The organism is Clostridium sp. 1001271B_151109_B4 (assembly GCF_015670405.1).
Taxonomy (GTDB): Bacteria; Bacillota; Clostridia; order Clostridiales; family Clostridiaceae; genus Clostridium.
Genome location: NZ_JADPBQ010000011.1, coordinates 115,354 through 128,166, shown reverse-complemented (window position 1 = coordinate 128,166; position 12,813 = coordinate 115,354). Strand labels below are relative to the sequence as shown.

Below are 12,813 nucleotides of genomic sequence, written 5' to 3'. Positions count from 1 at the left end.
GTTTATCCCAACCTAACAATTTATTTTCTAATGAATTATAAATTTCTTCTAAACCTTCTCTAGCTGGACAATGTTCTACGAATTTAGTTGTTTTAATTGTTCTATTAATAATTTCATCTATTGTTTTTGGCATATCCCAATTATTCTTTATTGTATCTCTAGCATATGCAAATACATCTTTTGCATTTTTAAATTCTGCATATTCAATAGCTTGTTTAACTCTTTCTTCTGTAACTCCAGTTTCTTCTATTAATCTTTCTTCAATTGTTTTAACTTCTGTAAAATGTATTTGTCCATCTACTGGAGCATTGCCGTTACTATCAACCGGCTTAACTTCTTTTACTTCTGGTTTACTAGATACTTTTTTAGTTCTAGTTTTTTTTACATTTTCTGGTCTGTTATTAGTGCTTTCAATTACATCATAGTTAATTGTATAAACGTTGTATGTATTATCAATATTTACTGTTATATATCCAATCTGTTCAAGTTCTTCAATAGTTTTTACTACTGTTGACTTACTAACACAACACATTTCAGAAATGTTGTTCATTGAAGGGTAACAATTTTCGGCTTCGTTAGCCATTCTGATTAGATATGATAATATTGTGAATTGATTAGGTTTTAATTTTAAATTGAATATGTTGTTAGTTTGTTTAAAGTAGTTACTATTGAAACTCATTTTTTATACCCCCTTCGCTTATTATGTATCTATCATACAAGATACATCACTTACCTTCTGTAATTATATTATCATAAAGTGATGTATCTTTCAATACCTTTTTAAAAATAAATAAAAAAAATAGTAACAAGTTTTTTCTACTTGTTACTATTATTAATATATTGAATTATATCTGATAAGTTTTTATTTTCCATTTCCTTCTTTAATAAATCTAATGCTATTTCTAAAACTGCTGATTGTTTCTGTTTGTTATCTTCACATACTTTCATTAAGTTATCATAATGTTCAAATGATATTGAAGTGCATATTCTCTTTCTGTTAACAACCGCCATTTTAATTCCTCCTAAATACTTATTTATCTATTACCATTATACCATATAGTGATGTATCTATCAATATAAACTAATATCTATATACCATTATAACAACCACGGCAGTTATTAGTTGTTGTTATATATAGTTATTTATTTTTAGTTTTTTATATTTAGTTCTTTGTTAGCTACTATTTAGTACCTATACGGTATTAGGTAGTACCGATAAGGTTTTTAATAGTACCATGATAGGTACTAGATAGTACCGGTATTTTTTATAAAGGTGGTACTACATAGTACCGGTTTAGAACCTATTTAGATATATAAAGCAGTTTCCTTATTTTCAGGCTCAGTAAATATATTTTCAGAATTAACGTCAGATAACTCACCTCTTATTTTATCCAAATAATCTTGGTTAGTTACTACATAAATATTGTCCTTCTTAATTAAAGGAGTAATTCTTTCAACAGTATTTACTAAAAAGCTTTTATTATTAATAACCTTTAAAAATTGTTTAGGTTGATTTGCTCTTGATAAAGGATATAGCCTTGTACCTTTTCCCCCAGCTAAAATTAGCGCGTATATCACAAAATTCCACTCCATGTAGTGCTATGGTTTATTATATGAGTGCTTTTTCACAATTGTGAAATTATAATACTATTTCATTATTTTCTTTACTAATTTTAATTTATTTTTATAAGGCGCAAACCTTACATTAAATTCTGCAAATGTTCCTCTATCCATTACAGCTCTGTTATGTGTGAATGTTTCAAAACTTTCTCTTCCATGATATTTACCAACTCCACTATTTCCAACCCCACCAAAAGGTAAATTAGAATTAGCAACATGAATAATAGTATCATTTATAGTAACTCCCCCAGAAGTCGTTACCCTTAAAATATGCTTAATTTTCTTTTTATTTTCTGAAAAATAATATAAAGCTAATGGCTTCTCTCTATTATTAATAAATTCAACTACCTTATTTAAATCTTCATAAATTAATACTGGTAAAATTGGTCCAAAAATTTCATCAGTCATAAGAGGAGAATTAAGATCTGGCTTAGTTATTATAGTTGGTTCCATATACAAATCATCTTTATCAATATTTCCACCAAAATAAATTTTGCCATCCATTAAATAGCTCATTAATCTCTCTAAGGAGCTTTTATTAACAACTCTGGGATAATCCTCGCTTAATCTAATATTACTTCCAAACTGTTTATGTATTTCATCAACTATTAACTTTAATAACTTTTCTGCTACTGATTTATGTACACACAAATAGTCAGGTGCTACACAAGTTTGACCTGCATTTAAGAATTTTCCCCACACAATTCTCTTAGCTGCTAAATTTAATTTTGCATCTGAATCAACTATACATGGACTTTTTCCACCAAGTTCTAGTGTCATAGGCGTTAAATATTTTGCAGCCTTTTCCATAACTATTTTTCCTACTCTCACACTTCCTGTAAAAAATATATAATCGAATGGTAAGTCTAAAAGAGTAGATACTATTTCTTTTCCACCTAGTGGGTTTACAACCTTTAAATATGCTTCATTAAAGTTTTCATTAATCATTTTTTCAAGTAACAAGGCTACATTCTTAGTATTTTCTGATGGTTTTATTATTGCAGTATTTCCAGCAGAAATAGCCCCTATTAAGGGTGATATAACTAATTGAAAAGGATAATTAAATGGTCCTATAATAAGTGTTACTCCATAAGGTTCCTTATAAACATAGCTTTTAGACGGATAGTAAATTATAGGCGACTTTCTTTTCTCCTCTTTTGCCCACTTTCTAACGTTCTTTATATGAAGATTAATATCATCATATACAATCCCAATTTCTGTGGCATATCCTTCAAATCCTGATTTTCCCAAATCCTTTTTTAATGCCTCTAATATTTTATCTTCATTGCTTTTAATTATATTTTTTAACTTTTTCAAATTTTGAATTCTATAATTAATATCTATGGTTTTACCAGTGCTAAAAAATTTCTTTTGTTTTTTAAAGATTATTTCTATATGTTCCATTAGCAAACTCCTCGTTTATTTTAAATTCATATTTAAATCTTACCATAATTAACATTATTTTGTATAATATTATTAGGTATAAGAAATTCAGATATACCTGATGCATATGGTGCAATTTCATATAATCCAAAATAAACTATAATATTACCATTTTTAATATAAAAGGTTTGATTATCATTTATCCCATTAAATCCATCTTTCCCAGGAAAATATCTATCTGGATCTTTACTTATTTGTCTGTTAATTTCTTTATTTAATATATCCTTATAAGGAAAATCACTTTTAAAAATATCCTTTAACTGCAATTCATTTCCTGTTACCGAATCTATATTATATGCTACCCTATTGGTAATCCCATGAGCCCCACCTGTAAATTGATAATAATCTATATAAAAACTTATAATATCTGAATTATTAGTTACTTTATATCTTGCATATAATTGATAAGAAATTAATGGTGAAGGATAATCCTTGAAATATTCATCAGCAATACTTTTTGCTTCATCAATCCATTTTTCTGTCCACTTTACAATCTTATCATTAATTTCAGCTTCCTTTTTATCATTACTTAAGCCTTTTATTTGCGGGATAATCACATTAATATCCAAATAATTATTTTTTGACTTATATACTTTATCCACAACCTCAACACTTATATTATCCTCATTTAAGTATTCAGTTTTCAACATGGCCTGTGGATAACTCGCGACTACTGTTAGTAACATTAATATTACTAAAATCCACATTTTTAGGCACTTCATAAAATGACCCTCCTTTTATTTCGATAATACTCACGCTCTTTTTATTATTATCTACAATATTGTTGATAATTATTAACATATATATCAACATATTTTAAACAAGTTATCCACAACCCCCTGTTGATTATGTGCGTAACCTCTATTTTTTGTTAATTTTATAATTTTTTTCATAAAATTATTTTATGCATATCTTTATAAATATTATCAAATTATTTTTTATTACCTAATTCTTTATATCTATTTTATCATTTTTTTATTTTTATATACTTAAAATTAAACATTTAATTTTTATCAACTTATTAACATTTTATTTAAACTATTATTTTTTTACAAACATTAGAATTTATAAAATCACTTTTATAAATTTAACTATTATTATTAATTTATTTTTTTATAACCTCACTTCCATTTTTTTTAATTTACATCATTAATCATCATTTTCTTTTATTATTTTTATTCATTTTAAATTATAAAATTCACATTTATAATTTAAAACAGATATTTTCAATCTATTAATTTATTTACCTATCACTTTCCCTTTATTATCTGTGGATATCTTTTCAAATTTCTATATCTCAATTTAAATGCTGTGGATAATTTTTTACAAAAAATAAGCCATAGCATTCCGCTATGACTTTACCATTCTTTTTATTAAATCTCTATTATTTAATCTATTATTCCTCTTCATCAACTTCTTTAGTTTTGCCTGATGTTGAAATAAGAGAATTTAACTCTTTAAGTTCTTTATAAGTAAGATCTCTCCATTTTCCTATCTTCAAATCGTCTAAATTTATATTCATAATTCTAACCCTTTTAAGTTTTACAACTTCATAACCTAAAACTTCGCACATTCTTCTTATCTGTCTGTTTAGTCCTTGAGTTAATATTATCCTAAATGTATTACGTCCTTCTTTCTTAACATAACATTTTTTTGTAACCTGCCCTAAAATTCTAATCCCATTGCTCATTCTTCTAACAAATTCTTCATTAATAGGCTTATTAACTGTTACTATGTACTCTTTTTCATGATTATTCCCAGCTCTTAATATTTTATTAACTACATCTCCATCATTAGTCATTAATATTAATCCTTGTGAATCTTTGTCTAATCTTCCTATTGGAAATATTCTCTTTTTATGATTTACAAAATCAACAATATTCCCTTTTACCTTATGCTCAGTTGTACAAGTTATTCCTACAGGTTTATTAAGTACTATATAAACCAATTCTTCTTCTTTAGAAATTAATTTTCCATTAACCTTAACCTTTTGTCCCTTTGAAACCTTAGTTCCCATTTCAGCTTTAACTCCATCAATAGTAACTAAACCACTCTCAATTAACTTATCGGCTTCTCTTCTTGAACAAAAGCCCGATTCACTTATATACTTGTTTAACCTAACAGTATCTCCTCTATCATTATGAACAATTACATTTTTATTTTTTATTGACTTTTGTTGCATATGTACCTTCCTTATATAATATATTTGGAAAATCTAAGACCCCCGGGTCCAAATTTTGGATTCCGGAGGTCCATTTATCCATAATTAATTAACCTTATGTTCTACCCCTGAATTATTAAACCTGACCTTTAAGTTTTTCTTATAAATATAATCTTCCGTTTCAACTAAGGAATTATGCTTTAATTCTTTACCTGTTATTGTTACTGTAATTCCTGTTGATTTTACCATTTCATTTTCATTAGCATATTCTATAATTTTATATATTGCTCTGTCAAGCTTTTGATCTAATAGATTAGTTTCCTCCACTAATAACTGTCCCTTTTCTGTTGATGATGAAATACTCAGCACTCTGTTAAATCCATTAATCTCTAATCTAATTGATGAAGTTGTTTCAACGACAATGGTTCTAATAACATTGTTATACTTATACACCATAGAAACTGAAAAAACTACTAAAAATATCAATACAATTGATATATATATTTTAAAATCCTTTAGAGTTTTCTTTTCATTTGCCTTAACCTCTTCTCCATTCATTACATCTTGATTCAATTTAACTTTCTTAAACTCACCAATAGATGTAAGAATAATTGCATTCTTTTTATTTTTCCCTATTACAATACCATTAACACCTATTTTTTCTTCATACTCTATAATTTCCTTTTTGCTCTTTTCCTCTTCATCTTCTATACTATTTTCAGCTATTTGTACATAATCCTGAATGTTTTTATAATCTTCATTTCCAAATATCAATGTATATGCAACTATATACTCTCTATATTTCTGTAGGAACTTCTTATCTACTCTTGTAAACCTATGTAAAATATCAATTGGTACATCTTGATCTTTTACAAAAGTATCATATAACTCAAAATTATTTATAATAAACATCGCTATAGTTAATAATTCATTTCTTTGGGAATAATCTACTTCTGAAATTAATAGATCTCTTAAAAGCACTTTATATTTTATTAATTCTGATACAAGCTGATTTACTTGTTCATTTCTTGATTCTATTATATCATTACCAATCAATATCAATGGCTGTGTTGATGAAAATCGATATTTATTCTTTTGAAACTTGTCCATTTACGCCCCCTACCCTTACGCCTGATTTTTCTCAATAAGTTTTCCTGTTACTATTACTCTTCTCTTTGATCCTATTGTACATGTTATTAATGTAATTTTTTCATAATCTGCACTTTCTAAGACCTCAACTTGATCTGGGTCTACAATAAAACTTTCTTCAACTTCATATGTATATTTACCATCTTTTGTAGTAACAATTACATTATCACCCGGTTTTACTTTATATAAATTTATAAATGCATCTGTAAAATCAGAAACTCTATGTCCCGCAACTGCAAAATTCCCTACTTCCCCTGGCATTGTTGACTCTGGGAACTTTCCTAAAAAATATTTAATTACATCTTCAGTTATTCCTTCCACAACAGGCTGTTTTAGTTTAATTGAAGGAATCTCTATAATAGCTATAGGTGTATATCCATTTATTGAATCTAAATTTACTTCTTCCTTATCATTCTCATTATCTCCTTCTGCTAATTGACTTTCAAAGGCTTCCAATAATTCATTTTGCTTATGGTATGTAACTATTTTCTTATACGCTACATTTCCAATTATTCCAACACCTATAAGTATTAGTAATATTCCAACAACTTTTCTTAACTTTCCCAACAATTTCACCTCTATATTAAATTTCTTTTTTTATTTTTCTAATTTTGTACATATATGATTTTTTCTACATATATTATAACATAAGCACTTAAAACATTAATACTTTTTAATGTAAAGTATATGGGGGGAGTTTATGAAATATAATAAAGATAATGTGATTTATATCGATTTCATATTCAAAAGAAAAAGAATTAACTCTAAATCTCTTTTATTATTATATAGGCTTTACTCTAAGCTATTAAGAATTTTTCCATTCAGAATCAATCATAATAAAAACAAAAAACAAGCTTCTTATAATAGTAGAAAAACTTCGAACTATTAATTTTATTATCCCATTTTTATTTTCAAAATACATCTTTATGTTAATATATATATATGGAACTTTTATAGTTGCAGGTGAAGTTCTAATTTCACCTGCTTGCTAAGCTTATTGAATATAATAGCTATTATGACTAAGCTATAAGATAAAAAATTAATGAGGTGATTTAATGAGAATAGGAATGGGATATGACGTACATAAATTAGTAGAAAATAGAGATTTAATTTTAGGCGGAGTAAAAATACCTTATGAATTAGGTTTACTTGGTCATTCAGATGCTGATGTACTTGTACACGCAATAATGGATTCTTTACTTGGAGCTTCAGCATTAGGAGATATTGGTAAACATTTTCCTGATACTGATTTAAAATACAAAGGGATTTCTAGTATTGAATTATTAAAACATGTTGGCAATCTATTACATGAACATAATTATACAATTGGAAATATTGATACTACAATAATTGCTCAAAAGCCAAAAATGGCACCTCATATACCTAATATGCGCGAAAATATAGCCACTGCTTTGAACATATCAATAGAGCAAATAAACGTTAAAGCAACAACTGAAGAAGGCCTTGGATTTACAGGTAAAGGCCTTGGAATATCATCACAATCAATTTGTCTAATTGAAAAGAATAAATAATATTTTAAATTAAAAATAGTAGTGTAGGAAATATATCTAATCCTACACTACTATTTTTATATCATCTTTTTAAAATTATGTATTTAATTGTTTTAGCACAATATTTGCTAATCAATATATTATTTCTTAATTTATTTTGCCTTTTTTCTATGATACCATGCTATTGCAATAATTGCTGAAACCCCCATTAAATACGGATAAAATAAATATTTCATTATTGCAAATGGTGAAAGTGCAGCAAGTCCAGCTGCTGATATAAGTTGTGCACCATAAGGAATTACCCCTTGAAATACACAAGAAAACATGTCCATAATTCCTGCAACTCTCTTAGGCTCTAACCCTACTTCATCTGATATATCCTTAGCTATAGGTCCTACAGTAACAATTGCTACAGTATTATTTGCTGTGCAAATATCTACTAAACTAACTAAAGCTGCAATTCCAAATTCTGCACCCATTTTACTCTTAAAACCTCTTAGCCCCTTATTAATAATAAAATCTATTCCACCATTATATTTTATAATTTCAATAGTTCCGGCAATCAAAATAGATATTATAATAAGTTCACTCATTCCACCTATTCCATCAGCAATTGCTCCAAAAAACCCTAATATATCAAAACTTCCTGTTGCAAATCCAATAATACCTGCTATTACTGTTCCACCTAATAAAACTACAATAACATTTAATCCTACTAAAGCTCCTACAATAACAGCTATATAAGGAACTATTTTTATTAAACTATACTCTAATGCTTCAACACTAGTTACCCCTGAATTTCTTGTTATTAAAATAAAAATTAAAGCTGTAATTACAGCTGCAGGTAGCACAATTTTAAAATTCATTTTAAACTTATCTTTCATCTCACAACCTTGAGTTCTTGTTGCTGCTATAGTCGTATCTGAAATCATTGATAAGTTATCTCCAAACATCGCTCCACAAACCACTGCTGCAACTGCAATTGCTGTAACTATTCCTGTTTTTTCTGCAACTCCAACAGCTATTGGAACTAATGCAACTATAGTACCCATTGATGTTCCAACTGATAATGAAATAAAACAAGCAATTACAAATATTCCTGTAATCATTATATTACTTGGAAGTATTGATAACCCTAAATTTACAGTTGAATCAACAGCTCCCATAGATTTAGCTACTTGTGCAAATGCCCCAGCTAAAATAAATATTAACACCATCAATATTATATTGCTATTCCCAGCACCCTTACAAAAAATTTCAACTTTTTCATCAAATTTAACTTTTCTATTCATTAATAATGCAACTAATGTTGCAGCTAAAAATGGTACAATTACTGATACTGCATAAAAATCTTTTGCTAATAAAGCTGATGATACATAGACTATTATAAAAACTAACAATGGTAATAATGCCCATCCATTTCCTTTTTTATTCATCTCTCTCTCCTCCTTGGTATTTTACTCAAATAAAAAAAAAGCCCCCGAGAAACTCAGAAGCTTAATTATCAAAACTACTTATAATTTCTCATCTATCAGGATTTAGCACCATCATTAATAGTTTTGAGTTTTTAGTTAATAGTTATCGATAAAATTCCACTGAATTTCTAAAATATAAAAACTATTTAAGTTTTTATATCAACTACTAACTAATAGCTCCTAACTGCTAATAGGTTGCTGGGTTTCACAGGGCCAGTCCCTCCACCACTCTTGATAAGATATTAATTTTTAAATATGATCCTAAAGTTTTATTTTTCTAATATAACTTTATTACTCATAAATTTAACCTTTATATTTTTAAAATACATTTCTTATACATATTAACAAGTTGATATATCACTGTCAACTGTAAAACAAAGTCCAACCAAAATCAATAAAAAAGAAGTAACAAAAGTTACTTCTTTTTTTGGTGCGCCATCACGGGTTCGAACCGGGGACACCCTGATTAAGAGTCAGGTGCTCTACCAACTGAGCTAATAGCGCATAAAATGGAGCGGGTAGTGGGAATCGAACCCACCTTTCCAGCTTGGAAGGCTGGAGTATTACCGATATACGATACCCGCATAATTGACAATATAATTATAACCAATACAAATTATATTGTCAATAAATTTTAGATAACTTCTGTGAGACTCTTTTGTAATATTTTCTTGAAAATTTCCCCTGCTTCTTTATCCTTAGTAGAACGACGACATAAATCTATCCATGTTGTTAAATCCTCATTAGTCTTACTTTTAAACTCTTCTTCACTACTTGCCATATACTTAGATTCTAAAACAAATTTACCTAAGTCTTCTGGTTTATCAAATAACTTCATATATAAAAACTCTTTACTATCCCCATACCAATTTCTATTAAACTCTCTTATAAATTTTTTCATTTCTATCAATGCTTTATTAGAAGGTAAATCCCAACATCTCTTCACTTTATTTATATCTTTTCTCATCTTATCAGCTTCTGCTTTAGTAATCTTTTTACTAGCTTCACCATCTCTTATTACTTCTTCAACAGATATTAATGGTATATAAGCGATAGATTCATCTTTGCAATTTATCCATATATAGAAGGCTTCTTGTAAAAATGAATATTGTACATACCCTATAAATGCCTTAATATTCGGAAAATAGCTCCATATATTATTCAATCCATTTCCTCTAGAATAAATTAAAGTATGCATATAGACACTCTTCTCAGTTGGTAATTCATTCATAAATATATGTCCTCTAATAGTTCTATTCTCAACAATAATATTTTTCCAATACTCAAAAGAATTATATTTTTCTCTCATATAATCACCTTCTTTCATAAATTTAAATATAATATAATATAATGTAATATATATTAAATATACCACTTTATGGTAAAAATAATCAATAGTAACATTTTTCATTATGTAAATTTGATATTTAACACTATTTAGAATATAATATCAATATAAATTTCTTATATTATATTCATAAAAAATAAAGGGGGCAATCTATTGTACAATTGTGAGATATGTGGAAACAAAGCTGATGTTCATCATATAGTTCATAGAAGCGAGGGTGGTTTTGATATTGAGTTAAATTATAAGTATTTATGCGCTTATCATCACCGAGGAAAAAATGGTCCACATCAAAACCAATTTGTAGATCTTCAATATAAAATCGAAATGCAAAATAAATTGTACAATACTCTTCAAAAGGAATATTACTCTCCAAAGGAGATTTCTCAAATTTTAGGTGTTCATAATAATTCCTTAAAAAGATTATTAAAGAACTTAAAGAGATATAAAGAAGGCTATAAACGCGATGATATAATCTATACACTTATGGGGTGTGTTAAATACAGCATAGAAACTTTAGAAGAGCTTGCTTTAGACCGTTTAACTGAAGTACTATAAAATTATATTGAATATAAAACACTATTTAAGCATATAGAATCGCCTTCAAAATTATTATATATGATAATTTTGAAGGCAATTTTTTTATATTTACTCTCTACTAATATCTATATTACCTGTATTTAATATGCTTATCTAATAAACATATTCCTATGTAACGATATAAATTAAACAAACAAAAACAAAAAAGACTGTGTAAACACAGTCTTACCTGGAGCGGGTAGTGGGAATCGAACCCACCTTTCCAGCTTGGAAGGCTGGAGTATTACCGATATACGATACCCGCATAAATATTTTCACTCGATTCTGTCGAGCTCGTTTCTACACTTAAGATTATATAATCTTATTAATATCTTGTCAACTACTTTTTTATACTTTTTTATTTTTTATTTTTTTAATGGTGCAGATGAAGGGAGTCGAACCCATACGCCTATGGCGCTAGATCCTAAGTCTAGTGCGTCTGCCAATTTCGCCACATCTGCATTTCCATAAATCCATTTTACAACTTTTGTAAAATAATTTCAATATATTTTCCCTCTAGATTTCCATATCTAATTGAATAAAAGACTCCTCTCGAGGTTTTAAAAATTCATAAGTATTTCCTCTCTCTTTATCCCCTATTATTAATAATCTTTTATCCCCTATTATCATAAATCTATTAAAAAAATTTTCTTTATTATTACGCCAATATTTTAAAATCCAATGGTTAGATTTATTTGAAAAATATCTAAGCCAATCACTAGATGAAAACTCATGATTTACATATTTAGCCATAAACTCCACTCCCTAAATTAAATTATTATATCCATAATTAATATATTTATATTAATCTTTACTTAACAAAATAACTGTTTCTTAAAATTTTTATAATTTAAAATGAAGCCTTACTTTCCTACTCTCTGACTAATCTCTATTAACTAAATTAAAATTTATAATCTCAATTATAAAAAAACAGTTTATTGACATAATTAATTTGTATAATTATAATTATTCTTAAATGAAATTCTGATTTTGACCTATAGTGATTGTACAAAATTGGATTGATATAATTTATATTATTTTTAAATTATATTTATAGTTGTTTTAAAGTTAAAATCGATGAAGAGACGAGTAAATTAAAGCTTCATTTGCAGAGAGAAAATATAATAGCTGAAAGTATTTTTAAATGAAATTAATTGAAGACTACCTCTGAGAGACTCTAATCCAGTCCGTTGCATCACGTTACGATGTTTACTTAAGAGGCCTATTTTTAGGCAATTAAGGGTGGAACCGCGGGAATATAATGCTCTCGTCCCTTTTCTGTACTATATTTGTATAAGAAAAGTGATGGAGAGCTTTTTTTATACATAAATTTATTTATTATCATATTGAAATTAAGTTGAAATTCAATTTTGGGTTAACAATAAGACGCTACACATACATATTAACACTTATCTAAAATTACAACTTAATTTTAAATGAATATCAAATGAATCTCATCGTCTATTAAATTCGATGAGTATGTTCAATTAACAAAATCGAAGATTTTGAATTTCACTTAAAATGAAGGGA

At 27.4% G+C, this 12,813-nt stretch carries 13 protein-coding genes, 4 tRNA genes, 1 riboswitch and 1 other annotated feature; of the genes, 2 read left to right on the top strand and 15 right to left on the bottom strand.

Features of this window, described 5'->3' with window-relative positions:
* From I4V63_RS09585 to I4V63_RS09550, 8 genes are all read right to left on the bottom strand, one after another.
* A partial coding sequence (locus I4V63_RS09585; protein ID WP_196001042.1) for a helix-turn-helix domain-containing protein occupies positions 1–679 on the bottom strand: 679 nt, incomplete at its 3' end.
* A 137-nt stretch (positions 680–816) separates the two neighbouring features.
* Complete coding sequence (locus I4V63_RS09580) at positions 817–1,011, bottom strand: hypothetical protein (protein WP_042402220.1); 195 nt, start codon at positions 1,009–1,011, stop codon at positions 817–819.
* A 294-nt stretch (positions 1,012–1,305) separates the two neighbouring features.
* Positions 1,306–1,578, bottom strand: coding sequence for a sugar phosphate nucleotidyltransferase (locus tag I4V63_RS09575; protein ID WP_196001041.1), 273 nt, complete (start codon positions 1,576–1,578; stop codon positions 1,306–1,308).
* A gap of 69 nt (positions 1,579–1,647) precedes the next feature.
* Positions 1,648–3,024, bottom strand: a complete 1,377-nt coding sequence (locus I4V63_RS09570) for an aldehyde dehydrogenase (protein ID WP_196001040.1) — start codon at positions 3,022–3,024, stop codon at positions 1,648–1,650.
* A gap of 32 nt (positions 3,025–3,056) precedes the next feature.
* The gene (locus I4V63_RS09565) at positions 3,057–3,785 is read right to left on the bottom strand and encodes a DUF3298 and DUF4163 domain-containing protein (protein WP_196001039.1); all 729 of its coding nucleotides are present in this window, start codon (positions 3,783–3,785) and stop codon (positions 3,057–3,059) included.
* A gap of 674 nt (positions 3,786–4,459) precedes the next feature.
* Positions 4,460–5,245 carry a 23S rRNA pseudouridine(2604) synthase RluF gene (rluF, locus tag I4V63_RS09560; protein WP_196001038.1) on the bottom strand — a complete coding sequence of 262 codons (786 nt, stop codon included), beginning with the start codon at positions 5,243–5,245 and terminating at the stop codon, positions 4,460–4,462.
* Between the two features lie 84 nt (positions 5,246–5,329).
* Positions 5,330–6,334 carry an anti-sigma factor domain-containing protein gene (locus tag I4V63_RS09555; protein WP_196001037.1) on the bottom strand — a complete coding sequence of 335 codons (1,005 nt, stop codon included), beginning with the start codon at positions 6,332–6,334 and terminating at the stop codon, positions 5,330–5,332.
* Positions 6,335–6,349: 15 nt separating this feature from the next.
* Positions 6,350–6,949: a class D sortase gene (locus I4V63_RS09550; protein ID WP_347707729.1), complete on the bottom strand. Its 600-nt coding sequence runs from the start codon at positions 6,947–6,949 to the stop codon at positions 6,350–6,352.
* Positions 6,950–7,428: 479 nt separating this feature from the next.
* Here I4V63_RS09550 and ispF point away from each other — a divergent pair, with 479 nt between their 5' ends.
* Positions 7,429–7,905 carry a 2-C-methyl-D-erythritol 2,4-cyclodiphosphate synthase gene (gene ispF / locus I4V63_RS09545; RefSeq protein WP_196001035.1) on the top strand — a complete coding sequence of 159 codons (477 nt, stop codon included), beginning with the start codon at positions 7,429–7,431 and terminating at the stop codon, positions 7,903–7,905.
* A 131-nt stretch (positions 7,906–8,036) separates the two neighbouring features.
* On the opposite strand, the gene I4V63_RS09540 is transcribed toward ispF, so the two are convergent.
* From I4V63_RS09540 to I4V63_RS09525, 4 genes are all read right to left on the bottom strand, one after another.
* Positions 8,037–9,320, bottom strand: a complete 1,284-nt coding sequence (locus I4V63_RS09540; RefSeq protein ID WP_196001034.1) for a Na+/H+ antiporter NhaC family protein — start codon at positions 9,318–9,320, stop codon at positions 8,037–8,039.
* An 85-nt stretch (positions 9,321–9,405) separates the two neighbouring features.
* A riboswitch (SAM riboswitch) is annotated at positions 9,406–9,600 on the bottom strand.
* 187 nt (positions 9,601–9,787) lie between these two features.
* A tRNA-Lys gene (locus I4V63_RS09535) sits at positions 9,788–9,863 on the bottom strand.
* A 6-nt stretch (positions 9,864–9,869) separates the two neighbouring features.
* Positions 9,870–9,943: transfer RNA gene (locus I4V63_RS09530), tRNA-Gly, on the bottom strand.
* Between the two features lie 50 nt (positions 9,944–9,993).
* Complete coding sequence (locus I4V63_RS09525) at positions 9,994–10,668, bottom strand: hypothetical protein (protein ID WP_196001033.1); 675 nt, start codon at positions 10,666–10,668, stop codon at positions 9,994–9,996.
* Positions 10,669–10,860: 192 nt separating this feature from the next.
* Between I4V63_RS09525 and I4V63_RS09520 the strand changes: the two genes are divergently transcribed.
* Entirely contained in the window at positions 10,861–11,262 is a 402-nt protein-coding gene (locus I4V63_RS09520; RefSeq protein WP_196001032.1) for an HNH endonuclease signature motif containing protein, read from the top strand.
* Between the two features lie 212 nt (positions 11,263–11,474).
* Here I4V63_RS09520 and I4V63_RS09515 read toward each other — a convergent pair.
* The 3 genes from I4V63_RS09515 to I4V63_RS09505 all read right to left on the bottom strand — a co-directional run bounded on the left by I4V63_RS09515 (position 11,475) and on the right by I4V63_RS09505 (position 12,036).
* Positions 11,475–11,548, bottom strand: a tRNA-Gly gene (locus tag I4V63_RS09515).
* Positions 11,549–11,660: 112 nt separating this feature from the next.
* Positions 11,661–11,744 (bottom strand) — tRNA-Leu (locus tag I4V63_RS09510).
* Positions 11,745–11,799: 55 nt separating this feature from the next.
* Positions 11,800–12,036, bottom strand: coding sequence for a hypothetical protein (locus I4V63_RS09505; protein WP_196001031.1), 237 nt, complete (start codon positions 12,034–12,036; stop codon positions 11,800–11,802).
* Positions 12,037–12,351: 315 nt separating this feature from the next.
* Positions 12,352–12,561: a binding site (T-box leader), on the top strand.
* The last annotated feature ends 252 nt before the right edge of the window (positions 12,562–12,813 follow it).

Excerpts from the sequence above, each read along its gene's own strand:
- I4V63_RS09580 (WP_042402220.1), bottom strand. The coding sequence starts at position 1,011 with ATGGCGGTTGTTAACAGAAAGAGAATATGCACTTCAATATCATTTGAA.
- I4V63_RS09570 (WP_196001040.1), bottom strand. The coding sequence starts at position 3,024 with ATGGAACATATAGAAATAATCTTTAAAAAACAAAAGAAATTTTTTAGC.
- I4V63_RS09565 (WP_196001039.1), bottom strand. The coding sequence starts at position 3,785 with ATGAAGTGCCTAAAAATGTGGATTTTAGTAATATTAATGTTACTAACA.
- rluF (WP_196001038.1), bottom strand. The coding sequence starts at position 5,245 with ATGCAACAAAAGTCAATAAAAAATAAAAATGTAATTGTTCATAATGAT.
- I4V63_RS09555 (WP_196001037.1), bottom strand. The coding sequence starts at position 6,334 with ATGGACAAGTTTCAAAAGAATAAATATCGATTTTCATCAACACAGCCA.
- ispF (WP_196001035.1), top strand. The coding sequence starts at position 7,429 with ATGAGAATAGGAATGGGATATGACGTACATAAATTAGTAGAAAATAGA.
- I4V63_RS09540 (WP_196001034.1), bottom strand. The coding sequence starts at position 9,320 with ATGAATAAAAAAGGAAATGGATGGGCATTATTACCATTGTTAGTTTTT.
- I4V63_RS09525 (WP_196001033.1), bottom strand. The coding sequence starts at position 10,668 with ATGAGAGAAAAATATAATTCTTTTGAGTATTGGAAAAATATTATTGTT.
- I4V63_RS09505 (WP_196001031.1), bottom strand. The coding sequence starts at position 12,036 with ATGGCTAAATATGTAAATCATGAGTTTTCATCTAGTGATTGGCTTAGA.